The following is a 25,227-nucleotide window of genomic DNA, read 5'->3' on the forward strand; positions in this document are numbered from 1 at the left end:
GCCGTACGCGATCGCGCACGGCCCCTTCGGCTTCCGACTCACTGCTTGCTGAACTCGGCCCAGCGCTCCACCAGGTCCACGGCCTTGCCCTCGTCGAGGGCCGTCGCCGCGATCTCCAGGTTCGCCGCCAGCAGGCCCCGCCGGATCTTCACGTCGTGCAGGTCCACCGCGTCGATGAGCCCCTGGCGCGAGGCCAGCGCCGCCGCCGCGTTGATGAGGACCGCGTCCCGGACCGGACCGGACTCGCCCGCGAACACCCGCCGCGCCACGTCCGTGTTGAACCCGATGTCGCCGCCGCGCAGCGCCTCCGGGCCCGCGTTCGCCAGCCCGATCTCGTTCACGTCGATCGAGCCCTGCGACACCCGGCCGCCCGAGGCGATCCACTCCGACGTCGTCGCCGACGTCGAGATCTCGTCCAGGCCGTCGTCGCCGCGGACCACGAACACCGAGGCCCCGCGGGCCGCGAACACCTGCGCCATCAGCGGCGCCTTCACCGGGTCCGCGCAGCCGATCAGGCCCGCCTGCGGCTGGCCCGGGTTCGTCAGCGGCCCCAGCAGGTTGAACACCGTCGGGATGCCCAGCGCGGCCCGGATCGGGCCCGCGTGCCGCATCCCGGGGTGGAAGGTCCGCGCGAACGCGAAGCCGATGCCCACCTCGCGCACCGAAGCCTCGACGCGCTCCGCGGTGGCCTCCAGGTCGACGCCCAGGGCCTCCAGCAGGTCCGCTGAGCCCACGCTCGACGACGCGGACCGGTTGCCGTGCTTGATGACCGGCACGCCCGTCGCCGCGACCACGATCGCCGCCATCGTCGAGATGTTCACCGAGTTCGAGCCGTCGCCGCCGGTGCCGACGATGTCGACCGCGACGCCCAGGTCCGTCAGGTCCAGCCGGGTGGTCTCGGCGAGCATCCGGCCCGCGATCGCGCCGATCTCCTCGGGCGTCTCACCCTTTGAGCGCAGCAGCACCGCGAACGCCGCCAGCTGCGCCGGATCGGCGTTCCCGGCCATGATCTCCGCCATCGCCCAGTCGGCGCTCGCCTCGTCGAGATGGTCGCCGGACGACAGGCGTGCGAGGACATCGGGCCAGGTCGGATCAGACATGTGCGCTCCCGGGGAAGGAAAAATCAGGCGGCGCGCTGCGCCGGCGCCGAGCCAGCGGCCCGGTTGACCAGCAAGTCTACTACCGTCTGCCCGGTTGTCACGGGGTTAAGCGGGTGCTTCAGCACCGCATCGGCCCGCGACCACGCCGCCAGCCAGCGGTCCGCGTCCCGCGCGACCACCACCGCCAGCGTCGGCGGCTCGTCGAACTCGTCGCGCAGCTGCCGCGCGATCCCGAGGCCGCCCGCGGGCTGCGCCTCCCCGTCGAGGAGCACGAGGTCGATCTCGTACTTGTCGATGAGGGCCACCGCCTCGTCGTACTCTCCGGCGACCGCGTACTCGATCCGGACGCCCTCGGCCGGCGCTTCGCCGATGGCCGACCGCATCTGCTCGATGACCGCGGGTCGATGACTGTAAAGGAGGACTGCGTACTCAGCCGTTGAGGTGCTCACGCTTCGCATATTAAACGGGCCACACTGAAATGGGAAGACCGGCGCGGCCACTTCCCCCGCCCGAAGTGCCTACAGTAGGCGAACCGTGAATGACCTGGGAACACGATGGGAAGAGGCCGGAAGCCTACTCCGCGCGACACGCGCGAAAAACACACCCCATGCGCAGCTTGAAGCCGCCGGACCGTAATAATGTGCGCGTGACTGCCGCCGAAGCAACTATCGACCCCAGCCGAATCCACTCACTGACCCGGCCCAATGTCGTCAGTGTCGGCACCATCGTGTGGTTGAGCAGCGAACTCATGTTCTTTGCGGGCCTGTTCGCGATGTACTTCTCCATCCAGGCCGCCGCCCCCTCGATGTACGAGGCGGGCTACGAGCACCTTGAGATCCCGTACGCGCTCGTGTTCACCGTGATCCTCGTGGCCTCCTCCGTCACCTGCCAGCTCGGGGTCTTCGCCGCCGAGCGCGGGGACGTGTACAAGCTGCGCCTGTGGTTCGCGATCACCTTCATCATGGGGCTGGTCTTCGTGCTCGGCCAGGTCAACGAGTACCGCAACCTCGTCGGCGAGGGGCACTCCATCTCCGCCGACGGCTACTGGACCATGTTCTACCTGACCACCGGGTTCCACGGCCTGCACGTCACCGGCGGCCTGATCGCCTTCATCGTCTACCTCATCCGCACGACGATGGGCCGCTTCACCCCCGCCCAGGCCACCGCGTCCATCGTGGTGTCCTACTACTGGCACTTCGTCGACGTGGTCTGGATCGCGCTGTTCGCCGTGATCTACTTCCTTCCGATGGCCCAGTACTGAGACTGACCGGCCGCCCGCGCCTCCCACCCGGACGCGCCTGCGGCCCAAGGCAATAGGCCTCGGCCCCCGGGCCGAGGCCACAACCGAGAAACGCGACGGCCGCCCCCCGGAGGCGGTCGCCGGCCGGACGTGGAAGCCCCGACAGGCGCCCCGCCCGGTCCGAGCTAGATAAAGGTGAGGCAACAACCGTGGCTGCATCAGCGAAACGCCGCCGAGGCTGGCGCAAGCGCCTCGGCGCGCTGGCCAGGTTCACCGGCGCACTGGTCATCGTCGGAGGGATCTACTCGGTGTTCTCGCCGAGCCTGTACGCGCAGGAGGCCGAGGACAACGCGATCGACTCGGAGGTCGTCAAGGGCCAGGAGCTCTACGACACGAGCTGCATCTCCTGCCACGGCGACGACGGCGAGGGCATCGAGGGCCGCGGCCCCAGCCTCATCGGCGTCGGCTCGGCGGCCGTCGAGTTCCAGGTGAACACCGGCCGCATGCCGATGGCCGCCCAGGGCGCCCAGGCCCCCGACTCGGACTACCCCGTGTTCACCGAGGAGGAGGCCGAGTGGCTCGGCGCCTACATCGAGTACCTCGGCGGCGGCTCCGCGGTGCCCGACGACCTCGAAGCGCTCGTCGAGAACTCCGACGTCGCCGAGGGCGGCGAGCTCTACCGGGTGAACTGCTCCTCCTGCCACGGCTACGCCGGCGGCGGCGGCGCCCTGTCCTCGGGCGCGCACGCGCCCGCGCTGACGGGCGTCTCCGACGAGGAGATCTACCAGGCCATGCTCACCGGCCCGCAGAACATGCCGGTGTTCGCCGACAACGAGCTCACCCCCGAGCAGAAGGCCGACATCATCGCCTACGTCCAGTACGTCGTCAACGGCGACAAGGACCCGGGCGGCGTCTTCTCCCTCGGACGGTACGGCCCCTCGACCGAAGGTCTGGCCATCTTCCTGGTCGGCATGACTGCGCTCCTGCTGACCACGCTCTGGATTGCAGGTAAATCGTGAGTGCCCACAACGACAGCGCCCGTGACGAGGTCGAGCCCGTCGACCTCTCGGACCCGAAGCTGACGCGCTTCGAGGTCTACAAGGAGGGCCTGCGCCGCGACGACATCGAGATCATCCACTACGAGCCGCGCTTCCCGAAGCCGGGCACGAAGACCGAGAAGCGCATGGAGCGCATCGTCAGCGGCCTCTTCCTGCTCTCGGGTCTGTTCGCGACGCTCTTCGTGGTGGCGTACATCTGGTGGCCCTGGGAGTACGAGGGCGCCGCGACCTGGCAGGACCCGCAGACCTGGTACACGCCGGTCCTGGGCTTCACGCTCGGGTTCTCGCTGCTGTTCTTCGCGGTCGGCGTGCTCACCTGGGCGAAGAAGCTGCTCCCGGTCGAAGAGCTGGTGCAGGACCGCCACGACGGCGGCTCCTCCGCGGACGACCGGAAGATCGCCGAGTCCACGGTGGACACCATCGTCGAGGACATGGGCCTGCGCCGCCGTCCCTTCCTGGTGAAGACGGCCCTGCTGGCCGCCGCGCCGCTCGGCCTCGCCGCGGTCGCCCCCCTGGGCGCCCTCATCAAGGACCCGGGCGACATGTACACCGTCACCGGCTGGAACGCCGACCGGTACAACGACGGCAACCCGATCCGCCTGATGATGAAGGACGGGGCGCTCGTGCGGCCCGACATGGTCTCCGCGGGCGGGCAGATCACCGTCTACCCGGCGATCGACCACGGCGCGACGAACCAGTTCCCGACCGCGCCGACGCTGCTCATCCACCTGCGGGAGACCGACGCGGCGACCCTGCGCGGCAACCTGTACCCGATGTACCAGGACGTGGACGCGATCTGGGGCAACTTCGTGGCCTACTCGAAGATCTGCACCCACGTCGGCTGCCCGGCCTCGCTGTACGAGCAGCAGAGCCAGCGGCTCCTGTGCCCGTGCCACCAGTCGCAGTTCAACGTGATCGACAACGCCGCGCCCGTGTTCGGCCCGGCGACCCGGCACCTGCCGATGCTGCCGATCACGGTCGACGACGAGGGCTTCTTCGTCGCGACCTCGGACTTCCTGGTGCCCCCGGGGCCGGCGTTCTGGAACCGCCCGTCCCTCCCCGAGGAGGATGAGAAGTGAAACGCCGCAACGGCTCCAGCGACAGCCTGCTGACGAAGGCGGGCGGCGAGCTCGACGACCGCTTCAAGCTCGCCGGACCGGCCCGGGTCCTGTTCAACAAGGTCTTCCCGGACCACTGGTCCTTCCTCCTGGGCGAGATCGCGCTGTTCTCGTTCATCCTGCTGCTGCTCTCGGGCACGTTCCTCGCGCTGTTCTTCGACCCGTCGATGGTCGAGGTGACCTACGACGGCGCGTACGTGCCGCTCCAGGGCGTCGACATGTCGCGGGCCTACGAGTCCACGCTGCACCTCTCGTTCGAGGTGCGCGGCGGCCTGTTCATGCGGCAGATGCACCACTGGGCGGCGCTGCTGTTCATGGCGTCGATCCTCGTGCACATGCTCCGGATCTTCTTCACCGGCGCGTTCCGCGCGCCGCGCGAGACGAACTGGATGATCGGCATCGTCATGTTCTGGCTGGGCTTCTTCGAGGGCTTCTTCGGCTACTCGCTGCCGGACGACGGCCTGTCGGGCACCGGCCTGCGCATCATGGAGGGCATGACCGCCTCGGTGCCGTTCATCGGCCCCTGGGCCTCGGCGGCCCTGTTCGGCGGCCAGTTCCCGGGCACCACGGTCATCCCGATGCTCTACATCATCCACGTCTTCATCTTCCCGCTGCTGCTGCTGGCGCTCATCACGGTGCACGTCGCGCTCGTGTTCATCCAGAAGCACACGCAGTGGCCCGGACCGGGGCGCACCGAGCACAACGTGGTCGGCTTCCGCATGTTCCCGAACTACGTGATGAAGCAGGTCGGGTTCATGCTCTTCATCTGGGGCGTGCTCGCCGCGATGGCGGGCCTGTTCCAGATCAACCCGATCTGGCTGTTCGGGCCGTACGAGGTCTCGGTCGTGTCCTCGGCCTCGCAGCCGGACTTCTACGTCATGTACCTGGACGGCCTCATCCGCCTGTTCCCGGCGTGGGAGCTGCGCATCCCGCCGTACTTCACGCTGCCGGCGGTGTTCTGGCCGGCCATCGCGGGCATGGGCCTGTCGGTGCTGCTCCCGCTGGTGTACCCGGCGCTGGAGCGGCGGTTCACCAAGGACCGCGGGCACCACAACCTGCTCCAGCGCCCGCGCGACAACCCGGGCCGCACCAGCCTCGGCATGATGGTCGTGGTCTTCTGGATCATCGGCGTCATCTCCGGCGGCAACGACGTGTTCGCCGAGAAGTTCCACATCAGCCTGAACGCGATGACGTGGGCGGGCCGCATCGGGATCGTCGTCCTGCCGATCATCACGTACTACGTGACGTACCGGATCTGCCTGGGCCTCCAGCAGCACGACCGCGAGGTGCTCGCGCACGGCCTGGAGACGGGCATCCTCATGCGCGACCCGAACGGCCGCTTCTACGAGGTGCACCAGCCGCTCGCCGAGCCGGACGAGCACGGCCACACCGAGCTGGAGTACAACGGCTGGGTCGTCCCGAAGAAGATGAACCGCGTCGGCGCCCTGCCGCCGCAGGACAAGGGCTTCTTCAAGTCGATCGAGGAGCCGTCGGAGAACGGCGCCTCGTCGCATGAGGAGATCGAGTCGGGCAAGCATTAAGCAAGCCAAAGGGAACGGGCCCCGCCGGAAGGCGGGGCCCGTTTCGCTTGCGCGGGAAGGCGAGGAAGGCTCGATGCGGAGCGCCCCCCGTTTCGAGTGTGGCGCGGGGGTGCGACAGCGCGGCGGCTGCGAGGCCGAGTCGCGGGTCGGACCCGCGAGGCCGCCTCGCGCTAGTAGCGGTCGACGGTGGTGATGAGCTTCTCGGCGAGTTCGTCGGGGTCGAGCTTCTCGCGGGCGAGGGCCAGGTAGAGGGAGTCGAGGTCCGGGTAGCCCAGGGACGACGCGACGCCGTGGAGGGGCTGCTCTCCGGCGAGGCCGCGGCCGCGGGCGATGAGGGAGCGCCAGAGGCGGTTCTTGCCCGCTTTGAGCTCGTCCTCGAAGCGCTGCATGGGGATCACGGGGAGCTCGCCGGTGGAGTCGCCGTCGTCGATGGCGCCGAACCAGTCGTTGATGTGGAGCTGCGCCTCGGGGGTCTTGGCGTGTTCGAGCCACTGCTTCGAAGGGCCGTAGGGCTGCTCGGCGGTGAGGACCAGCTCGACGGTGTCGCCGTCGCGCAGCGGCTGCGCCAGGGGCGCGATCTCGCCGTTGACGTACGCGGCGATGAGCCGGTGGCCCTTGGACGGGCCGGAGCAGTAGGCGACGTCGACCGGGGTGGACGCCTTGGGGACCGTGAGCTGCTCGCCGTCGCCGGTGAACACCAGGATGTCCTGGTCGGCGAGGTCGCAGCGGAGGGAGTCGAGGAACTGGCCGGAGTCGGCGACCTCGTTCTGCCAGTCGAGGAGGCGCTGGAGCCAGGGGAGCTGGATCTCCATCTGGTCGCCGCCGGTCTGGCGGAGCCCGGCGACGATGCCGACCTCGGCGGTCTCGTGCATCTCGCGGGTGCGGATGAGGAACTCGATGGGCTGGCCGCCGGGGCCGGCGACCGCGGTGTGGATCGACTGGTACAGGTTGAACTTCTTGGCGGCGATGAGGTCGCGGAACTTGCCGCCCACGGGCTTCCAGAGCCGGTGGATCGCGCCGAGGGCCGCGTAGCAGTCCGTCAGCGGGCCGTCGACGACGATGACGAGGCGCGGCGGGTCGGCCGGGCCGGTGCCGGGGTGCTTCTGCATCTCGCGGTACACCGAGTACGGGTGGCGGGGCCGGTCGAGGAGGCGCGCGGTGACCTTGAAGTCGCGCAGGGCGCGGCGCACCTGCGGGGCGATGTGCTCGACCTGCCGCTTGCGGTCGGTGTCGGAGCCGATGTGCTCCTTGATGCGCTGGAAGACCTCCGGCTGGAGGGTCTCCAGGACGATGTCCTCCAGCTCGCGCTTGATGACGTACAGGCCGAGGCGGTCGGCGAGGGGGATGAGGACGTCCTGCGTGGCCTCGGCGATGCGGATCTGGCTGGGGCGCTTCTTGAACTTGATGGTCCGCATGTTGTGGAGCCGGTCGGCGAGCTTGATGATCATGACGCGGATGTCGCGCCCGGCGGTGAGCACGAGCTTCCGGAACGTCTCGGCCTCGGCGGCGGAGCCGAGGTGGATCTTGTCGAGCTTGGTGACGCCGTCGACCATGACGGCGATCTCGTCGCCGAAGTCGCCGCGGAGCGCTTCGAGGGAGTACGGGGTGTCCTCGACGGTGTCGTGGAGGAGCCCGGCCGCGATCGTGGGGGTGTCGACGCCGAGGTCGGCGAGGATGGTGGACACCGCGATCGGGTGGGTGATGTACGGCTCGCCGGAGCGGCGGGCCTGGCCGCGGTGCATCTGCTCGGCGATGCGGTAGGCGCGGCGGACCAGGAGCATGTCGGGCTGCGTGTAGTGGGCGCGGTGGGCCGCTTCGAGCTGCGCGACCTTCCCCGCGAGGTCCCACGGGTCGTCAGGTCTGGCAGTCCGAGTAGCCGAAAGCAATGCGCGCAACATGTTAGCCTCCGATGCCCAAGGTTGACCGCATTCTAGATGTACAACGATTCCTGGAGAGAATCGACACTAGACACTGTCGGATTTCGGCAGGGCCGCCGTTTCGAGCGGATGACACAGCGTACCCGGGAGCGGGTGTCCCCGGAAACCTCAAGCGCCGCAAATGAATGCGAGACGACTCACGTCCGTTTCGCACCTCGGGCCCCGTTCCGGGGACTGGAACGGTGGGTTCGCTTGGGACAGCGGAGTGTTCGCGAGCAAGTCTCACGATGTGGGCCGCCCCCGGCTTCAAAGGTGCCTCATGGGTGCGACAGGGGTTCAGGGCGCGGCGCGTCTCCAGGGGCTGGGGTCGTGGGGGACGGCGCCCTCCCAGCGCTCGGCCCCTTGGAGGGGGCTGGCCCAGGTGCCTTCGACGAGGACGAGGCGGACTTCGGGCTTGGCGAGCCAGTCGAGTAGGAGGCGGGACTCGGCGGCGTGGGCGGCGTCGAGGACGTCGTCGGCGGGGGCGATGACGCGGGCGGTGTCGCGGAGCTTCGCGATGTAGGGCATGGGGTCGGCGCGGGGCGGGGTCTTCACCGCTCCGGCGAGGAGGCCGGAGCGGATGACGGCGACCTCCCAGCCGCCGCCCTTGGCGCGGCCCGCGGCGACCAGTTCCCCGGCCGCCACGAAGTTCCTGACGCGCTGCGAGGACGCGGCCAGGGCCAGATAGGCCCCGAGCTCGTCCCGGCGCTCAGCGGCCGCCTCGAAGCGCTCGGACCCGGCGAGTTCCGCGAGGCGCTCCCCGACCGCTTCGGCGATCGGCGCGGGGTCGCCGTCCATGGCGCGGGCGGCGCGCTCGACGAGGGCCGCGTACTCCTCGACGGTGACCGTGTGGCGGCACGGCTCCGCGCATCTCCCGATCTCGCCGAGGACGCACGTGGGGGAGGTCTTCTTGGGGGACAGGCGGGTCCGGCACGAGCGGATCGGCAGGGCCGCCTCGATCGCGCTGATCGCGGCCTGCGCCTGCGTGCCCGAGGCCGGGCCGAGGCGGGGCGTGCCGGGCTCGGGGGGCTTGCGGGAGACCTGGAGGCGCGGGTACGGCTCGTCGGTGAGCCGGACCCAGCTGCGGTGCTCGGGGAACTTCGCGGCCCGGTTGTACGGCGGCTTCCCGCCCGCGATGAGGCGCAGCTCGGCCACGCCCGCCTCCAGCCGGTGGGCGCACTCGACGACCTCGACGCGCTCGGCCGACGCGAGCATGTCGCGCAGGCGCCGCCGCTGCTCGGCCGCCGAGAAGTAGCTGCGCACCCGGCTCGCGACGTTCACGGAGACGCCGATGTACAGCGCCCGGTCGTCGGCGTCGCGGAAGATGTACACCCCGGGCCCCTGCGGGAGGCCGTCGGCGAGGTGGCGCTTGCGGCGCTGGAGCTCCGAGGGGATCGCGCGGCAGAACTCGGCGAGCTCGGCGTCGGTGACCACCCCGTGGCCGCTGGCGCGCTCGATGAGGCCGTGCAGCACGGTGACGGTGGCGCGGGCGTCGTCCAGGGCCCGGTGGTTCGGGGTCACTGGCGAGCCGAAGAGGCGCGCGAGCGTGCCGAGGCGCCGGTTGGGGACCTCGCTCTTCTCGGTGAGGCGCCGCGCCAGGACCACGGTGTCGACCACGGGCGGGCGGGGCCAGCGCGTGTCGGTGAGTTCGCAGGCGTGGCGCAGGAACCCGACGTCGAAGCCCGCGTTGTGGGCGACGAGCGTGGCCCCTTGCGCGAACTCCAGGAACATCGGCAGGACCGCTTCGATGCCGGGCGCGTCGGCGACCATCTCGTCGGTGATGCCGGTGAGCCGGGTGACGCGCGGGTCGATCGGCTCGCCGGGGTTGACGAGGGTCGAGAACTCGCCGACGACCTCGCCGCCCTTGACCTTGACGGCGCCGATCTCGGTGATCCCGCACGCGTCGGCGGCGAGCCCGGTGGTCTCCAGATCGACCACGCAGAAGACGACCTCGCGGAGCGGGGTGCCGAAGCTGTCGAGGGCGGGCTGCGTGAAGCCCGCCCCGCCGTCCTCGCCCGGGCCGTCGCCCGACCCGCCGCGTCTGTACATACCGGCAACCCTAGGCGCGACCTGTGACACCCGGCCTGTCGCGGTTGTTCGAACGTCGTTTGCGCCGCAGCGCGGACTTCACCCGGTCGGTGGTGCGCGCCGAGCGGCGCGACAGCCGCGCGGACTGCTCGGCCCGGCCCGCGCCGATCTTCGCGATGAGCGAGGCGGGCCAGAACATGGCCGCGTACTTGCGCCGCGTCGGCACGCTCTTGTCGAGTGCGGTGTGCAGGTCCCGCAAGGCGTCGGCGAGCCCGGCGGGGTCGGCGCCCCTGGGGGAGTACCGGTGCAGGGCCATCGCGGAGCCGAGCGCCGTCGCGGCCTCGCGCGCGCTGGGCGCGGCCGTGGCGAGGACGCCCGCGGCCTGCCGCGGCGTGTACGAGTCCGGTATGGACACGCCGTAGTCGAGGGCCAGGTCCATGGCCTCGTCCCAGGCGGTCTTCGCGGTCACGGTGCGCGGGTTGAGCCGCCGCCTGCGCACCGTCCCGCGCCACAGCGCGGGCAGGAACGGCACCGCGAGGAGCAGCAGGAGCAGCAGCCAGCTGGGGTGGAACGGCAGCGCGGCGCCGCCGTCCGATCCGGCGCCCGCCTCGGCGGACGGGCCCTCGCTCGCGCCGCCCTCGGGCGGGAGCGTCTGCCCGGACTCGTCGGTCGCGGGCGCGGTCGGCTCCTCGGTGGAGATCTCGTTCTCGCTGGGCTCGGCCTCGGGGTCGACGGCCTCGTCGGGCTCGCTGGCCCACGGGAAGCCGACCGAGCCGGGGACGCCCGTGGCGGGGGTCGGGTCGAACGTGACCCAGCCGGGCCCGTCGTAGTAGACCTCGACCCACGCGTGGTAGTCGTCGCTGGTGAGCAGCCACTGGTCGGCGTCCACGCGCGAGCCCTGGGACATGCCCACGACGACGCGCGCGGCCACGTCGGCCTCGCGGAGCATCCACGCCATCGTGGCCGCGAACTGCTGGCAGTAGCCCTGACGGGTCTCCAGGAAGTCGAGGATCGCCTCGTCGTTGCCCGCGTCGGCGGTCTCCAGGGAGTACCGGAACCCGTTGGACACCGACAGGTAGTCCTGCACGGCGAGGACCTTCTCGTGGACGGTGGTCGCCCCGGCGGTCACGCCGTCGACGATCTCCGTCAGCTCGGGCACGTCCGGGTGCTCGGTGTTCGGGCCCCACCGCTCGTCGGAGGTCTTCATGCCGTCCGCGGCCGCGAGCGTCTCGGCGTCGGGCGCGGGCTCGGCGTACTCCACGGTGTACTCGTCGACGTCGCCCATGTCGCTGCCGTCGCCGACGATGACGCCGGTGTCCGGGTCGACGCGCCAGTCGCCGTCGATGTCGAGGTCTACCGGGCTCCCGTACACGGGGACCACGGGCGCCTGCATCTGGAGATTCTGGATCTGCGCGGTGTACCGCTCGCCGCCGGGGTCCGGCAGCTCGTCGAGGTTCTGGGTGCCGTCGTACTCGTTGGGCGCGAAGCCGTCGTTGGTGAGCTCGTCGAGGACGTGCATCCGCAGGTAGCGCGGGTTCGGGTCGTCGGTGGTCACGCGGAGCACGTCGACCGGGTCGGGCCGCATGAGCGAGCCCGAGAGCTGCGCCCACGGGTTGACGTCGCCGAGCCCGTACGACTCGCCGCCCTCGATGCCGTCGGCGACGTTGTCGATGAGCCCGGACGTGTTGGCGGGCACGACGGTGAGCACGGCGAGCGCCACCGCGATGAACCCGGCCGCCGACCAGCGCGCGGTGCGCGCCATGGGCGAGGGGAACGACCGGCCGACGAGCTGGCCCGCGCCCGTGAAGCGGTGCCCGAACGCCGAGACGCGCTTCAGGTTGTCGTCGCCGAGGATCCACAGGTACGCGATCGCGGGGAGGATGAACCAGAACCACGCGGTCGCGTCCGGGGCCACCGACACCGGCACCAGGTACATCGTCAGGAGCGTCAGGCCCGCGAGCGCGGGCGTGCGCAGGCCGACCACGAACATGTCGTGGAGGATGGCGACGACGCCGACGCCGACGACGGTGAGGAACATGATCCCGCCGGTGGCCTCCACGGGCGGGGCGTTCACGATGATCGCGCCGATGCCGTCCTGCGAGAGCGCCGCCCAGTGCTCGAACGTCGCCGGGAGCGGCACCAGGAACAGCAGGCCGGTGCCGCCGCCGAAGCCGACGGTGAGGACCACGACGAGCGTCGCGGCCATCGCGAGGGTCTGGAGGCCCTGGCCGCGCCCGGCCGCGCGCATGAGCGACCCGGCGGTGGCGATGAGGGCGATCGTGAGCATCACCGGGAAGATCCAGCCGAGGCCGTCGAAGATCCCGATGAGCGGCGTCAGGGTCAGCGCGAGCGTGGACGCGGCGACGACGGTGGCGTGGCGCTGTCCGTTCATGGATAAGTCCTCCACGCGCTCAGTCGCGTCCACACGCGGCGCAGCTCGGTCCCGGCCACGACCGGGATCACCTGCCAGCCCGCGGACGCGAGGGCGGACACGGCCTGCCCGTGCTGATGCGCGAACGCCTGCTCGCGCGGGTCGACGCGGCTCGTGGCCGCCTTCGGGATCCACCGGACCGGGTCCACGACCAGGGCCGTGCACCGGCCGCCGCGCCGCGCGAGGCGGCCCAGCGCGGACGCCTCCTCCGGCGTCAGGTGGCCCAGGAACGCGACGATCCCGGACACCGAGCGGGCCCGCTGGGCCTTCTCGACCATCGCGGCGACAGGCGCCTCGGGGGCCGCGGCCACCGTCGCCAGGTACCGCATCGCCTGGCTGTAATCGCCTTGGCGGCATTCGAAGTCGCGGTGCGCGGTGATGAGCCACGGGTCGATGCCGTCGCGCGCGAGCCGCACCGTCGCCGACGCGGCCGCGTCCACCATCCACTCGAAGCTCGACAGCTCGCCGCGGTGCGCGCCGCGGCGCACGTCCAGCAGGACCGCCGCGTTGTTCTCCCACGGCTGCTCCTCGCGGCGCACCATGAGCTGCCCGCGGTGCGCGCTGGCCTTCCAGTGGACGCGCCGCATGTCGTCGCCGTTGCGGTACTCGCGCACCGCGATGTCGTCGTTGCCGGTGATCGCGACGGTGTGCGCTGCGGACTCGCCCGAGGACATGCCCGCGCCGCCCGGCAGCAGCAGGCTGCGCAGCGGCTGGATCCGCGGGGTCACGATGAGCTCCGTGGTCACCGGGAACTCCTGCACCGACACGGCCAGGCCGAACGGGTCCGACGTGCGCACGGTCAACGGCCCCAGCTCGTACGCGCCGCGCGAGCCGGGCGTGATCGTGTAGTTGACGACGCTCCGCGCGCCCGGCGCGAGCCGCTCCAGCACCAGCCGGGGGCGGTTCCCCAGCCGGTACGGGATGCGGTCCTCCAGCATGAGCGCCGGGGGACGGCTGCGGCCGGTGTTCTGGATGCCCAGGCGCACCTGCGTGGCCTGCCCGGCCTCGACCTGCGCCGGATTGAGCACCCGGTTCGACTCCAGGGTCGGCCGCGTCCACCGCAGGACCGCGAGGCCGCCGAGGGGGGCGATCGCCGCGAGGGCCGCGGCGCGCAGCAGGTCGCCCTCGCCCACCGCCAGGGCGGTGAGGCCGACGACCACACTCACCGCCAGCAGCGTCTTGCCGCGTCCGGTGAGCTCCACGCCTAGAACCTCCCCGGGTGCGACACCACCGGCACGTGCCTCAGGATGTCGGAGACGATCGCCTTCGTGTCGCCGCCGCCCATCGTGGTCTCCGTCGTGGGGATCAGGCGGTGCGCGAGCACCGGCACGGCGAGCTGCTGCACGTCGTCGGGGAGCGCGAAGTCGCGCCCGTCCATCGCCGCGAGCACCTGCGTGCACCGCAGCAGCTGGAGCGTCGCCCGCGGGCTCGCTCCCAACCGGACCTGCGCGTTCGTGCGCGTCGCCGCCACCAGGTCCACCACGTACCGCTTCAGTTCCGGCGCCAGGTGCACCGCGCGCGCCGCCGCGATCATCCGCACGATCATCTCCGCGTCGGCGATCGGCCGCAGCGCGTCCAGCGGGTTGTACTCCTCGCGGCGGTCCAGCAGCGCCAGCTCCGCGTTGATGTCCGGGTACCCGATCGCCAGGCGCGCGGCGAACCGGTCGCGCTGCGCCTCCGGGAGCGGGTAGGTGCCCTCCATCTCGACGGGGTTCTGCGTCGCGATCACCATGAACGGGCTGCGCAGCTTGTACGTGTTCCCGTCGACGGTGACCTGCCGCTCCTCCATGCACTCCAGGAGTGCGGACTGGGTCTTGGGGCTGGCCCGGTTGATCTCGTCGCCGAGGATCAGGTTCCCGAAGATCGCGCCCGGCTTGAACACGAAGTCGCGCTTCTCGGGGTCGAAGATGCTCACGCCCGTCACGTCCGAGGGCAGCAGGTCGGGGGTGAACTGGATGCGCCGCACGGAGCAGTCGATCGACCGGGCGAGGGCCTTCGCCAGCTGGGTCTTGCCGACGCCGGGCACGTCCTCCAGCAGCAGGTGCCCCTCCGCGAGCATGACCGCCAGCGCCAGCCGGATCGTGTGCGACTTCCCCTCGATGACCCATTCGACGTTCGTCAGGATCGCCTCGGCCGTGGCCTTGAACTCCTGCGGCGAGAGCGGCGCGGGACCCTGCCCCGCCTGCGCCGTGCTCTGGAGCGGCATCGTGCCGTCGGGCTTTTCGGGGGACGACTCGAAGGTCAACGGTCCTCCTGGGGAGTCGGTGAGGTGGGTGGGTGCGGCGTGCACCGGAACCGCCGCGCGTTCTGGTCATCCTACTCGGACCCGCCCAAGCGTTATGTCCCGTGCCACCTGGGCGGCGCTCGGCTACACTGGGGGCATGCCTCGGCGATTCGAGCTCCTTACCTAGCCGTGCGGGACAGATCCCAGCACGGCCACCCCAGCGTGTCTGGGGTTTTTTGCTGTCTAGGGTCAGTACCCGGAGAACGCCGACCGAACCCAGAGCCTCATCGGACCACAGGACGAGCCATGACCGAACCCGCACACCGCTACGACGCCAAGCTGGCCAACGCGATCGAACCGCGCTGGCAGGAGCGCTGGGAGGCCGAGCGGACCTTCCGCGCCCCGAACCCGTCCGGCGAGCTGGCCGAGCCCGGCCACCCGCGGGCCGGCGCCCCGAAGAAGTTCGTGATGGACATGTTCCCGTACCCCTCGGGCGCGGGCCTGCACGTCGGCCACCCGCTGGGGTACATCGCGACCGACGCCTACTCGCGGTACCTGCGCATGGCCGGGTACAACGTGCTGCACCCGCTGGGCTTCGACGCGTTCGGCCTGCCCACCGAGCAGTACGCGATCGCCACGGGCCGCCAGCCCGCCGAGATCACCGCCGAGAACATCGGCGTCTTCCGCCGCCAGCTGCGCCGGGTCGGCATGGGCTACGACAACCGCCGCGAGTTCGCGACCACCGACCCGGACTACTTCAAGTGGACCCAGTGGATCTTCCTGCAGATCTTCAACTCCTGGTACGACACCGAGGCCGGCAAGGCCCGGCCGATCGGCGAGCTGATCGCCGCGTTCGAGTCCGGTGAGCGCACCGTCGGCGGCCGCGCCTGGTCCGAGCTGAGCGACGTCGAGCGCCGCCGCGCGGTCGACGAGCACCGCCTGGCGTACGTCACCGAGGCGCCCGTGAACTGGTGCCCCGGCCTGGGCACGGTGCTGTCCAACGAGGAGGTCACCTCCGAGGGCCGAAGCGAGCGCGGGAACTTCCCGGTGTACACGCGCACCCTGAAGCAGTGGATGATGCGCATCACCGCCTACGCCGACCGGCTGCTGTCCGACCTGGACGGCCTGGACTGGACCGAGTCCCTGAAGTCCATGCAGCGCAACTGGATCGGCAAGTCCACCGGCGCCTACGCGGACTTCGCGACCTACGCGGGGGACATCCGGGTGTTCACCACCCGCCCCGACACCCTGTTCGGCGCCACCTACATGGTCCTGGCCCCCGAGCACCCGCTGGTCGACGCCCTGACCGCCGAGACCTGGCCCGCTGACGTCCCCGCCGCGTGGACCGGCGGCCACGACACCCCCGCCGGGGCCGTCGCCGCCTACCGCGCCCAGGCCGCCGCCAAGACCGACGTGGAGCGCCAGGCCGACGCCAAGGAGAAGACCGGCGTCTTCACCGGCGGCTACGCCACCAACCCCGTCAACGGCGAGACGGTCCCCGTCTTCATCGCCGACTACGTGCTGGCCGGGTACGGGACCGGCGCGATCATGGCCGTCCCCGCCCACGACGCCCGCGACTTCGACTTCGCGACCGCCTTCGGCATCCCGATCGTCCAGGTCGTCTCCGACGGCACGGAGTGGGACCGCCAGGAGGTCCTGTCGGGCACCACCGGAACGATCGTCAACTCCGGCTTCCTGGACGGCCTGTCCGTCCCCGAGGCCAAGGACCGCGTCATCGCGTGGCTGGCCGAGCACGGCCGCGGCGAGAAGGCCGTCACCTTCCGCCTGCGCGACTGGCTGTTCAGCCGCCAGCGCTACTGGGGCGAGCCCTTCCCGATCGTCTACGACGAGACCGGCCTGCCCGTCGCCCTGACCGAGGACCACCTGCCGGTCGAGCTGCCGCAGCTGGACGACTTCTCGCCCAAGACCTTCGACCCCGAGGACGCCGACTCCGCGCCGGAGCCGCCCCTGGGCCGCGCCAAGGACTGGGTCGAGGTCGAACTGGACCTGGGCGACGGCCCCAAGCAGTACCGCCGCGAGGTCAACACCATGCCCAACTGGGCCGGGTCGTCCTGGTACGAGCTGCGCTACACCGACCCGAAGGCCGCCGCCGTGCTGGCCGACCCCGCCAACGAGTCCTACTGGATGGGCCCCGAGAACACCGAGGACGTCGGCGGCGTCGACCTGTACATCGGCGGCGTCGAGCACGCCGTCCTGCACCTGCTGTACGCCCGCTTCTGGCAGAAGGTCCTGTTCGACCTGGGCCACGTCTCCAGCCGCGAGCCGTTCCGCCGCCTGTTCAACCAGGGCTACATCCAGGCCTACGCCTACACCGACGAGCGCGGCGTCTACGTGCCCGCCGAGGAGGTCGAGGAGCAGGCCGAAGGCGTGTACACCTACAAGGGCGAGAAGGTGAACCGCGAGTACGGCAAGATGGGCAAGTCCCTGAAGAACGTCGTCACGCCCGACGAGATCTGCGAGTCCTACGGCGCCGACACCTTCCGCGTCTACGAGATGTCGATGGGCCCGCTGGCCGACTCCAAGCCGTGGGAGACCCGCGCGATCGTCGGCTCCCAGCGGTTCCTGCAGCGCCTGTGGCGCAACATCGTCGACGAGGAGACCGGCGAGACCGCCGTCGCCGACGTGCCCGCCTCCGAGGAGACGCTGCGCGAGATCCACAAGGCCGTCGCGGGGGTCCGCGACGACTACGAGAACCTGCGCATGAACACCGCCGTCGCCAAGCTGATCACGCTGAACAACCACGTGACCGGCCTGCACCCGGTGCCGCGCGAGGCCGCCGAGGCCCTGGTCGTCATGGTCGCGCCCGTGGCCCCCCACATCGCCGAGGAGCTGTGGGAGCGCCTGGGGCACACCGGGGGCATCGCGTACGTCGACTTCCCGGTCGCCGACGAGCGGTACCTGGTCGAGGACACCGTGACCTACCCGGTCCAGATCAACGGCAAGGTCCGCGGCCGCATCGAGGTCGCCGCGGACGCGTCCGAAGCGGACGTCAAGGCCGCCGCGCTGGCGGAGGAGAAGGTCGCGGCGAACCTGGACGGCAAGGACGTCAAGAAGGTCATCGTCGTGGCCGGCAAGATGGTCTCGATCGTGGCGAAGTAACGCGCCGCAACGGCATCGAGGGGCGCGGACCAGCGGGTCCGCGCCCCTCGGCGTCTCCAGTCCGCCCATAGATTGACATGCATCGATCCTCGCACTAGGCTGTGCCTCACCTCGTTGGGAGCGCTCCGCCCCCCGCGGGCCCCATCTGCTGAACAGCCTCGTTCCCTCACGGCGCGGCACCACCTTGAGGAGCTTTCTCGTGCTGCCTACCCGAACGCACCAGTCACGAACGCGCCGGAGGGCGCTGCTCGCGGGGGTCGTCACCGTCGCGACCGCCGCGCTCGGCATCGGCCTCTCGACCCAGTTCGCCAGCGCGCAGCAGACGACGCTGCGCGGGGCCGCCGACGCCCTGAACAAGGACATCGGCGTGGCCGTCAACTACAACCTGCTCCAGAGCAGCGCCCAGTACCGCGAGCTCGTGGCGACCGAGTTCAACTCCCTGACCGCCGAGAACGCGATGAAGTGGGACGCGACCGAGCCCAGCGACGGCAACTACACGTTCACGCAGGCCGACGCGATCGTCGACTTCGCCGAGGACAACGGGCAGACCGTCCACGGCCACACCTTCGTGTGGCACCAGCAGACCCCCTCGTGGGTGCAGAACCTCTCCGCCTCGGCGCTGCAGACGGCGATGGTCGACCACATCAACACCCTCGCGAACCGCTACGAGGGCCGGGTGGACTCCTGGGACGTGGTGAACGAGGTCGTCAGCGACTCCAACGGCGCCATGCGCGACTCGTTCTGGCTCCAGAAGCTCGGCGAAGGCTACATCACCACCGCGTTCCAGACCGCCCGCGCGGCCGACCCGAACGCCGACCTCTACATCAACGACTACTCGATCGAGGGCCAGAACGCGAAGTCGAACAAGATCTACTCGATCGCGCAGGGCCTGGTGAACCAGGGCCTGCTCGACGGCGTGGGCTTCCAGTCGCACCTCATCCTCGGGCAGGTGCCCTCCGACATGGAGGCGAACCTCCAGCGCTTCGTCAACCTGGGCCTGAAGGTCCGCATCACCGAGCTGGACATCCGCCTCCAGACCCCGGCCGACGCGAACGAGCTCGCGCAGCAGGCCAGCGACTACGCGCGGGTGGCGAACATCTGCAAGAACCTCGCCGACTGCTCCGGCATCACCGTGTGGGGCGTGCGCGACGGCGACTCGTGGGTCCCCGGGGTCTTCCCCGGCTACGGCGCGCCGCTGCTGTTCAACGACGACTACTCGAAGAAGCCCGCGTACACCTCGGTCCTGAACGCCTGGGGCGGCACGGTCACGAACCCGACCACGACCCCCGGGACCACCACGCCCGGCACCACCACCCCGCCGCCCACCGGCAGCGGCTGCACCGCCACCCTGTCGGTCCAGAGCCCCTGGAACACCGGCGCCACGTACGCCGGGACGGTGAAGGCCAACCAGAACCTCTCCGGCTGGACGGTGTCGTGGACCTGGCCCGGATCGGAGCGGATCTCCAACGCCTGGAGCATCCAGGGCACGCTGACCGGCGCGACGGTGACCGGCTCGAACGCGGCCTACAACGGGACGCTCGCCTCGGGCCAGTCCACGACGTTCGGCTTCAACATCACCAAACCGGACGGCGCGACCGCCTCGGTCCCGACGGTCACGTGCACGCCCGCGTGACCCCTTGACCCCGCTCCCTTCGCAGTAGAAGGCCGGGGCCCGGACGATTCCGTCCGGGCCCCGGCTGCGGCGTGGGCGGCGGTCAGCCGAGTTCGGCCTGGAACATCCAGGACTGCTTCTCCAGCTCGGCGGTGATGCCGATGAGGAGGTCCTGGGAGACCGGGTCGGCGGACTCGGTGGTCTCGATGCGCTCGCGCATGTTCGCGATGATCGCGGTGTACGCCTCGATCATGAGGGACACGACCTCGGTGTCGGAGATGGTGCCGTCGTGGATCTTGGGGACCGAGGAGGACTCGGCCACGGTGCTCGCGCGGCCGTCGGCGCTGACGCCGATCGCGATCGCCCGCTCGGCCACGAGGTCGGCGGCGTTGCGCGCCGACAGCACGATCTCGTCGAGCTGGAGGTGGAGCGAGCGGAAGTTCTTGCCGTAGACGTTCCAGTGCGCCTGCTTGCCGACCAGCGACAGGTCGATGAGGTCGACGAGCGCGCCTTGCAGCGCCTTGGCGGTCGTGTCGCGGTTCTCGTCGGTGAGGCTGGAGCGAACGGTCGACATATCGGTGCACCTCGCAGAGCAGCAGTCGGTTCCGGCAGTGACAAGCAGATCGTAGTCTTCCCCGGCTCGTCCGGTGGCAAACTCGGCCCCGCGGCGGTCCGGGCAGTGCCGCCTTCCCGGCCGCCTCCCCCGCTCGCCATTTGTTGGGATAGTCGATAAACTAATGCGTGTCGTGCCGTCCCCGGCCCGGCCGCCGCCCTCCGCACCCTGAACGAGCAGGAGCAACGAATGCCTTACCGCCCGCCGCTGGTCGCCCGCGAGTTCTTCGTCGCCGACCCCCCGGAGCTGCCCCAGCGCGCCAACGGCGAGCAGGGCCTGTCGTCCGTCACGAGCGCCCAGGTCGTCGAGGCCGGCGCCGACGCCGTCCTCCTCAAGGCCGCCACGAGCGCGGGGGAGGAGCTGTACGTCTCCATCGCGGCCGTCGCCGAAGGCGTCGTGCGCACCCGCCTCGCCGCCGACCCGGCCGCCCGGCCCGCGGCCGAGCAGATCATCGAGCTCGTGCACGCCGGGACCTACGGCGGCGCGAAGGTCACCGTCGCGGACGGCACCGTCACCGTCGACGCGGGGGCCCTGCGCGCCGTCGCGACCCTCGACTCCTGGTCCCTGCACTACACCGACGCCTCCGGGAGGACCCTCCTCTCCCAGAACCCCGGCGAGCAGGACATCTCCGGGCGCCTGCGCACCCTCCCGTTCGGGCGCTCCCTCGTCGACGGCGAGCCGGCCGCCTACCACGAGTCGTTCACCCCCGCCCCCGACGAGGCATTCGCCGGGTTCGGCGAGCGCTTCGCGCCGCTCAACGCCCGCGGCCAGCGGCCCGTGATGTGGAACTTCGACGCGTTCGGCTCGGAGTCCATCCGCGCCTACAAGAACGTGCCGTTCTACGTCTCCGACCGCGGCTACGGCGTCCTCGTCAACTCGGGCGCCCCCGTCGAGTTCGACATGGCCCAGCAGACCCACTCGGCCGTCGAGATCCTCGTCCCCGACGAGGTGCTGGAGTACTTCGTGCTCGCGGGCGACCCCGTCACCGTCCTCGACCGCTTCGACGGCCTCACCTCCCGCCCCTCGCTCCCCCCGAAGTGGGCCTTCGGCACCTGGATCTCCTCGGGCTTCTTCGTCGACACCGCCGAGCGGGTCATGGAGCGCGCCAAGAAGATCCGCGAGCGCGGCATCCCCTGCGACGTGCTCCACCTCGACACGTTCTGGCAGCGCGAGCCGCACTGGTCCGACATGCAGTGGGACGACGAGAGCTTCCCCGACCCCGCCGGGATGCTCGCGGCCCTCGCCGAGCAGGGCTTCAAGGTCTGCCTGTGGATGAACTCCTACATCTCGGCGAAGTCCGCGGTGTTCGCCGAGGGCGACGAGCGCGGCTACTTCCTCAAGAACGCCCACGGCGAGACGTACGTGGCCGACGTCTGGAACGGCTCGCACGAGCCCAGCGGCATCGTCGACTTCACCAACCCCGAGGCCACCGCGTGGTGGCAGGACCTCCTGCGCGGGCCCCTCCAGGCCGGCGCGGCCCTCTACAAGACCGACTTCGCCGAGGGCGTGCCCGCCGACGCGGTGGCGCACAACGGCATGACCGGCACCGAGCTGCACAACGTGTACACGCTGCTCTACAACGACGCGGTCGTCGAGGTCACCCGCGAGGTCAACGGGCACGAGCTCGTGTGGGCCCGCTCCTCGTTCCTCGGCGGGCAGCGCCACTCGGCCCAGTGGTCCGGCGACGTCCAGACCACCTGGAACGGCCTCGGCGGCACCATCCGCGGCGGCCTCTCGCACGGCCTGTCGGGCATCCCGTTCTGGTCCCACGACACCGGCGGCTTCAACGGCACCCCCACCGACGACCTGTACATCCGCTGGGCCCAGTTCGGCGCGCTCTCCCCGCTGCTGCGCTACCACGGCACCACCACCCGCGAGCTGTGGGAGTTCTCCGAGGAGGCCGAGCGCCTCGCCGTGGAGTCGCTGAAGCTGCGCTACTCGCTCGCGCCGTACCTGTACACCGCCGCGGTGAAGTCCTCGCGCACCGGCGAGCCGGTCCTGCGCGCCCTCAACGTCGACGACCCCGCCGACCCGGTCTCGTGGACCGCCGACCAGGAGTTCCGCCTCGGCACCGACCTCCTCGTCGCGCCCGTGAACGACCCGTCGGGCGAGCGCAAGGTCTACCTCCCGGCCGGGAAGTGGATCGACTTCTGGACCAAGGAGGTCCACGAGGGCGGCCGCTACCTCGACACCCGCCACGACCTGGAGACCTTCCCGCTGTTCGTGCGCTACGGCGCGATCATCCCGCGCGTCGAGCCCGGCGAGACGATCGGCGAGGAGCCCTTCGCGGGCATCACCCTCGAACTCTGGGGCGCCCCGACCGAGGGCACCGTCATCTCCGACGTCGACGGCGACACGACCATCGCGATCGAAAAAGTTTCTGAAACTTTGGTGACCCTGGTTTCGACCGGTCCGGCGGACATCGCTAATGTGAGCGTCATCGATGTTGCGGGCGCGCCCGCGAAGGCCGAGCTGGAGCGTAAGTAGGAACATGAGCCTTGTCGCCGGAGTCGACTCCTCCACCCAGTCGACGAAAGTCCTCCTTGTAGACGCCGAGACCGGCGAGATCGTCGACTCCGGCAGGGCCGCGCACCCCGACGGGACCGAGTGCCCGCCCGAAGCCTGGTGGGACGCCCTCCAGGAAGCCGGGCGCGGCCTGCTCGAACGCGCCGACGCCGTCGCCGTCTCCGGACAGCAGCACGGCATGGTTGCGCTCGACGCCGACGACCGCGTGGTGCGTCCCGCGCTCCTGTGGAACGACACCCGCTCGGCCCCCCAGGCCGAGCGGCTCACCGCCGAGCACGGCGGCCCCGCATCGTGGGCCGCCGACACCGGCCTCGTCCTCGCCGCGTCCTTCACCGCCACCAAGCTCGCCTGGATGGCCGAGCACGAGCCCGGAAACGCCGCCAAAACCGTTTCGGTGATGCTCCCGCACGACTGGCTCACCATGAAGCTCCGCGGCGCGACCGCCGCCGACGCGACCACCGACCGCTCCGACGCCTCGGGCACCGGCTACTGGAACCCGCACACCGGCGCCTACACGACCGAGCGCCTCATCCAGGCCTTCGGTCGCGACCTCGTCCTCCCGCGCGTCGCCGCCCCGAACGAGACCGTGGGCCGCACCCCCTGGGGCGCGGCCGTGGCCCCCGGCACCGGCGACAACGCCGGCGCCGCACTGGGACTGGGCCTCGGCCCCGGCGACGTCGCCGTCTCCCTGGGCACCTCCGGCACCGTCTTCGGCGTCTCCGACGTCCCCGCGAACGACCCCTCGGGCCTCGTCGCCGGTTTCGCCGACGCCACCGGCCGGTTCCTGCCGCTGGTCTGCACGCTGAACGCCGCCCGCGTCCTCGACACGTTCCGTACCCTCCTCGGTGTGGACCACGCGGAGTTCGACGCGCTCGCTTTGTCCGCCGAGCCCGGCGCGGGGGGCCTCACCCTCCTGCCGTACCTCGACGGCGAGCGCACGCCCGCGCGGCCGAACGCCACCGGCGTCCTCGCCGGGATCACCACCGGCGCCACCCGCGCCGACCTCGCCCGCGCCGCCGTCGAAGGGATGCTCTCGGCCCAGGCCGACGGCCTCGCCGCGATGGCCGCGCAAGGCCTGGAGGCCCGACGGGTACTCCTCATCGGCGGCGCCGCCGCCTCCGAAGCCGTCCGCCGGATCGCCCCCACCGTGTTCGGCGTCGACGTGGAAGTCCCTCCCTCGGCCGAGTACGTGGCCCTCGGCGCCGCCAAGCAGGCGGCCTGGGCCCTGTCCGGCCGGGACACCCCGCCGCAGTGGAAGAACGGGGACACGGAGCGGCTCACCGGCACCGCCGCTTCAGTGTCCGAGCAGTACGCGACCTTGAGGAACGAAACCGCCTCTTGGGAAAAGCACCAATAGCAAAGGAACGATCATGACCGACAAGTACGCACCGGTGCCCGAGGACAAGTTCTCGTTCGGCATCTGGACGGTCGGCTGGGCGGCTCAGGACGTCTTCGGCTCGGCCACCCGCGCCGACATGGCCGCCGACCGGGCCGTCCGCGAGCTCGCGGAGATCGGCGCCTACGGCGTGAACTTCCACGACAACGACGTGTTCCCCTTCGACGCCACCGACGCCGAGCGCGACGCCAAGATCGGCGCGTTCAAGAAGGCCCTCGACGAGACCGGCCTCAAGGTCACCACCGCGACCACGAACCTGTTCGGCCACCCGATCTTCAAGGACGGCGGGTTCACCCACAACGACCGCGACGTCCGCCGCTTCGCCATCAGCAAGGTCATGCGCAACATCGACCTCGCCGCGGAGCTGGGCGCCGAGATCTACGTGGCGTGGGGCGGGCGCGAGGGCGCCGAGTCCGGCGGCTCCAAGGACGTCCAGTCCGCGATGGCCCGCATGAAGGAGGCCTTCGACGTCCTCGGCGACTACGTCGTCGAGCAGGGCTACGACATCCGCTTCGCCATCGAGCCCAAGCCGAACGAGCCCCGCGGGAACATCCTGCTGCCGACCCTCGGCCACGCGCTCGCGTTCATCAACGAGCTGGAGCGCCCCGAGCTCACCGGCATCAACCCCGAGATCGGGCACGAGGAGATGGCCGGGCTCGACTACGCCGCGGGCATCCGCCAGGCCCTGTGGCACGGCAAGCTCTACCACATCGACCTCAACGGCCAGACCGGTCCGCGCTACGACCAGGACCTGCGCTTCGGCGCCGGGAACGTCGGCGGCGCCTTCTGGGTCGTCGACGCCGTCGAGGAGGGCATCGCCAAGGGCCAGTACACCGGCCCGATCCACTTCGACTTCAAGCCCCCGCGCACCGAGGACGACAAGGGCGTGTGGGTCTCCGCGGCCGCGTGCATGCGCAACTACAAGATCCTCAAGGAGAAGGTCGCCGCGTTCCGCGCCGACCCCGAGGTGCAGGAGGCCCTCAAGGCCGCCCGCGTCGACCAGCTCGCGACCCCCACCTTGAGTGAGGGCGAGACCTGGGCCGACCTCAAGTCCGTCGAGGTCGACGTCGAGGGCCTTGCCGCCAAGGGCATGGCCTTCGAGGCGCTCGACCAGCTCGCCCTGGAGCACCTCTACGGCGTGCGCTAGACCGTCGGGCTGAACTTCAGCGGACATGGAACCGGGCCCGGAGCAGCAGCTCCGGGCCCGATTCGCAACCCCACACCCATCAGTAGGATCTGCGCCTTGCGGCGCTGTCACCCTCAGGAGGATTCGATTTCCCCTTGGCCCGAACATTACGGACGGG

The 25,227-nt window shown here is 70.7% G+C and carries 17 protein-coding genes; 9 read left to right on the forward strand and 8 right to left on the reverse strand.

From position 1 onward, the window contains the following. Positions 1-38 precede the first annotated feature (38 nt). Positions 39-1,100, reverse strand: coding sequence for an anthranilate phosphoribosyltransferase (trpD, locus tag WA640_RS09055; protein WP_335987330.1), 1,062 nt, complete (start codon positions 1,098-1,100; stop codon positions 39-41). Between the two features lie 23 nt (positions 1,101-1,123). Further along, on the reverse strand, positions 1,124-1,483 hold the full coding sequence (locus tag WA640_RS09060) for a hypothetical protein (RefSeq protein ID WP_342761223.1): 360 nt from the start codon (positions 1,481-1,483) through the stop codon (positions 1,124-1,126). 263 nt (positions 1,484-1,746) lie between these two features. On the opposite strand from WA640_RS09060, the gene ctaE reads away from it, so the two are divergent. From ctaE to qcrB, 4 genes are all read left to right on the forward strand, one after another. After that, positions 1,747-2,361, forward strand: a complete 615-nt coding sequence (ctaE, locus tag WA640_RS09065; protein WP_360054683.1) for an aa3-type cytochrome oxidase subunit III — start codon at positions 1,747-1,749, stop codon at positions 2,359-2,361. Positions 2,362-2,549: 188 nt separating this feature from the next. Beyond that, positions 2,550-3,359, forward strand: a complete 810-nt coding sequence (gene qcrC / locus WA640_RS09070) for a cytochrome bc1 complex diheme cytochrome c subunit (RefSeq protein WP_335987334.1) — start codon at positions 2,550-2,552, stop codon at positions 3,357-3,359. Further along, positions 3,353-4,477 carry a cytochrome bc1 complex Rieske iron-sulfur subunit gene (gene qcrA, locus WA640_RS09075; protein WP_442904722.1) on the forward strand — a complete coding sequence of 375 codons (1,125 nt, stop codon included), beginning with the start codon at positions 3,353-3,355 and terminating at the stop codon, positions 4,475-4,477. Before qcrC ends, qcrA begins: the two co-directional genes overlap by 7 nt. Then, positions 4,474-6,057, forward strand: coding sequence for a cytochrome bc1 complex cytochrome b subunit (gene qcrB, locus WA640_RS09080; protein WP_335987336.1), 1,584 nt, complete (start codon positions 4,474-4,476; stop codon positions 6,055-6,057). The genes qcrA and qcrB overlap by 4 nt, the downstream gene beginning before the upstream one ends. 170 nt (positions 6,058-6,227) lie before the next feature. Here the strand turns inward: qcrB and WA640_RS09085 are convergent, their stop codons facing one another. The 5 genes from WA640_RS09085 to WA640_RS09105 all read right to left on the reverse strand — a co-directional run bounded on the left by WA640_RS09085 (position 6,228) and on the right by WA640_RS09105 (position 14,638). Then, positions 6,228-7,955, reverse strand: coding sequence for a RelA/SpoT family protein (locus WA640_RS09085; RefSeq protein ID WP_335987337.1), 1,728 nt, complete (start codon positions 7,953-7,955; stop codon positions 6,228-6,230). 315 nt (positions 7,956-8,270) lie between these two features. Then, on the reverse strand, positions 8,271-10,022 hold the full coding sequence (locus WA640_RS09090) for a DEDD exonuclease domain-containing protein (RefSeq protein ID WP_335987338.1): 1,752 nt from the start codon (positions 10,020-10,022) through the stop codon (positions 8,271-8,273). 10 nt (positions 10,023-10,032) lie between these two features. Next, a complete protein-coding gene (locus WA640_RS09095) occupies positions 10,033-12,393 on the reverse strand; it encodes a transglutaminase TgpA family protein (protein ID WP_335987339.1) in 2,361 nt (786 codons plus the stop codon). Continuing rightward, positions 12,390-13,634, reverse strand: a complete 1,245-nt coding sequence (locus WA640_RS09100) for a DUF58 domain-containing protein (RefSeq protein ID WP_335987341.1) — start codon at positions 13,632-13,634, stop codon at positions 12,390-12,392. The genes WA640_RS09095 and WA640_RS09100 overlap by 4 nt, the downstream gene beginning before the upstream one ends. A gap of 2 nt (positions 13,635-13,636) precedes the next feature. Further along, the gene (locus tag WA640_RS09105) at positions 13,637-14,638 is read right to left on the reverse strand and encodes an AAA family ATPase (RefSeq protein WP_106364775.1); all 1,002 of its coding nucleotides are present in this window, start codon (positions 14,636-14,638) and stop codon (positions 13,637-13,639) included. Positions 14,639-14,962: 324 nt separating this feature from the next. Between WA640_RS09105 and leuS the strand changes: the two genes are divergently transcribed. Next, positions 14,963-17,776: a leucine--tRNA ligase gene (gene leuS / locus WA640_RS09110; RefSeq protein ID WP_335987343.1), complete on the forward strand. Its 2,814-nt coding sequence runs from the start codon at positions 14,963-14,965 to the stop codon at positions 17,774-17,776. A gap of 199 nt (positions 17,777-17,975) precedes the next feature. Next, positions 17,976-19,409 carry an endo-1,4-beta-xylanase gene (locus WA640_RS09115; protein WP_219926761.1) on the forward strand — a complete coding sequence of 478 codons (1,434 nt, stop codon included), beginning with the start codon at positions 17,976-17,978 and terminating at the stop codon, positions 19,407-19,409. 82 nt (positions 19,410-19,491) lie between these two features. Here the strand turns inward: WA640_RS09115 and WA640_RS09120 are convergent, their stop codons facing one another. Further along, positions 19,492-19,962, reverse strand: coding sequence for a Dps family protein (locus WA640_RS09120; protein WP_106364477.1), 471 nt, complete (start codon positions 19,960-19,962; stop codon positions 19,492-19,494). Positions 19,963-20,190: 228 nt separating this feature from the next. On the opposite strand from WA640_RS09120, the gene WA640_RS09125 reads away from it, so the two are divergent. From WA640_RS09125 to xylA, 3 genes are read left to right on the forward strand one after another with little or no spacing between them, the layout of a single operon-like run. Next, positions 20,191-22,488, forward strand: coding sequence for a TIM-barrel domain-containing protein (locus WA640_RS09125; protein ID WP_335987344.1), 2,298 nt, complete (start codon positions 20,191-20,193; stop codon positions 22,486-22,488). Positions 22,489-22,492: 4 nt separating this feature from the next. Next, the gene (gene xylB, locus WA640_RS09130) at positions 22,493-23,884 is read left to right on the forward strand and encodes a xylulokinase (RefSeq protein WP_335987345.1); all 1,392 of its coding nucleotides are present in this window, start codon (positions 22,493-22,495) and stop codon (positions 23,882-23,884) included. A gap of 13 nt (positions 23,885-23,897) precedes the next feature. Then, positions 23,898-25,070 (forward strand): xylose isomerase, encoded by a 1,173-nt coding sequence (gene xylA, locus WA640_RS09135; protein WP_335987347.1) that lies wholly within the window; start codon positions 23,898-23,900, stop codon positions 25,068-25,070. The last annotated feature ends 157 nt before the right edge of the window (positions 25,071-25,227 follow it).

Origin of the sequence: Glycomyces sp. MUSA5-2, from assembly GCF_037034145.1 — a bacterium.
Lineage (GTDB): Bacteria > Actinomycetota > Actinomycetes > Mycobacteriales > Micromonosporaceae > Glycomyces > Glycomyces artemisiae.

What these genes read in the sequence shown, in the direction of transcription:
- trpD (WP_335987330.1), bottom strand. Translation starts at nt 1,100, where the DNA reads ATGTCTGATCCGACCTGGCCCGATGTCCTCGCACGCCTGTCGTCCGGC.
- WA640_RS09060 (WP_342761223.1), bottom strand. Translation starts at nt 1,483, where the DNA reads ATGCGGTCGGCCATCGGCGAAGCGCCGGCCGAGGGCGTCCGGATCGAG.
- WA640_RS09085 (WP_335987337.1), bottom strand. Translation starts at nt 7,955, where the DNA reads ATGTTGCGCGCATTGCTTTCGGCTACTCGGACTGCCAGACCTGACGAC.
- WA640_RS09090 (WP_335987338.1), bottom strand. Translation starts at nt 10,022, where the DNA reads ATGTACAGACGCGGCGGGTCGGGCGACGGCCCGGGCGAGGACGGCGGG.
- WA640_RS09095 (WP_335987339.1), bottom strand. Translation starts at nt 12,393, where the DNA reads ATGAACGGACAGCGCCACGCCACCGTCGTCGCCGCGTCCACGCTCGCG.
- WA640_RS09105 (WP_106364775.1), bottom strand. Translation starts at nt 14,638, where the DNA reads ATGCCGCTCCAGAGCACGGCGCAGGCGGGGCAGGGTCCCGCGCCGCTC.
- leuS (WP_335987343.1), top strand. Translation starts at nt 14,963, where the DNA reads ATGACCGAACCCGCACACCGCTACGACGCCAAGCTGGCCAACGCGATC.
- WA640_RS09120 (WP_106364477.1), bottom strand. Translation starts at nt 19,962, where the DNA reads ATGTCGACCGTTCGCTCCAGCCTCACCGACGAGAACCGCGACACGACC.
- WA640_RS09125 (WP_335987344.1), top strand. Translation starts at nt 20,191, where the DNA reads ATGCCTTACCGCCCGCCGCTGGTCGCCCGCGAGTTCTTCGTCGCCGAC.
- xylB (WP_335987345.1), top strand. Translation starts at nt 22,493, where the DNA reads ATGAGCCTTGTCGCCGGAGTCGACTCCTCCACCCAGTCGACGAAAGTC.
- xylA (WP_335987347.1), top strand. Translation starts at nt 23,898, where the DNA reads ATGACCGACAAGTACGCACCGGTGCCCGAGGACAAGTTCTCGTTCGGC.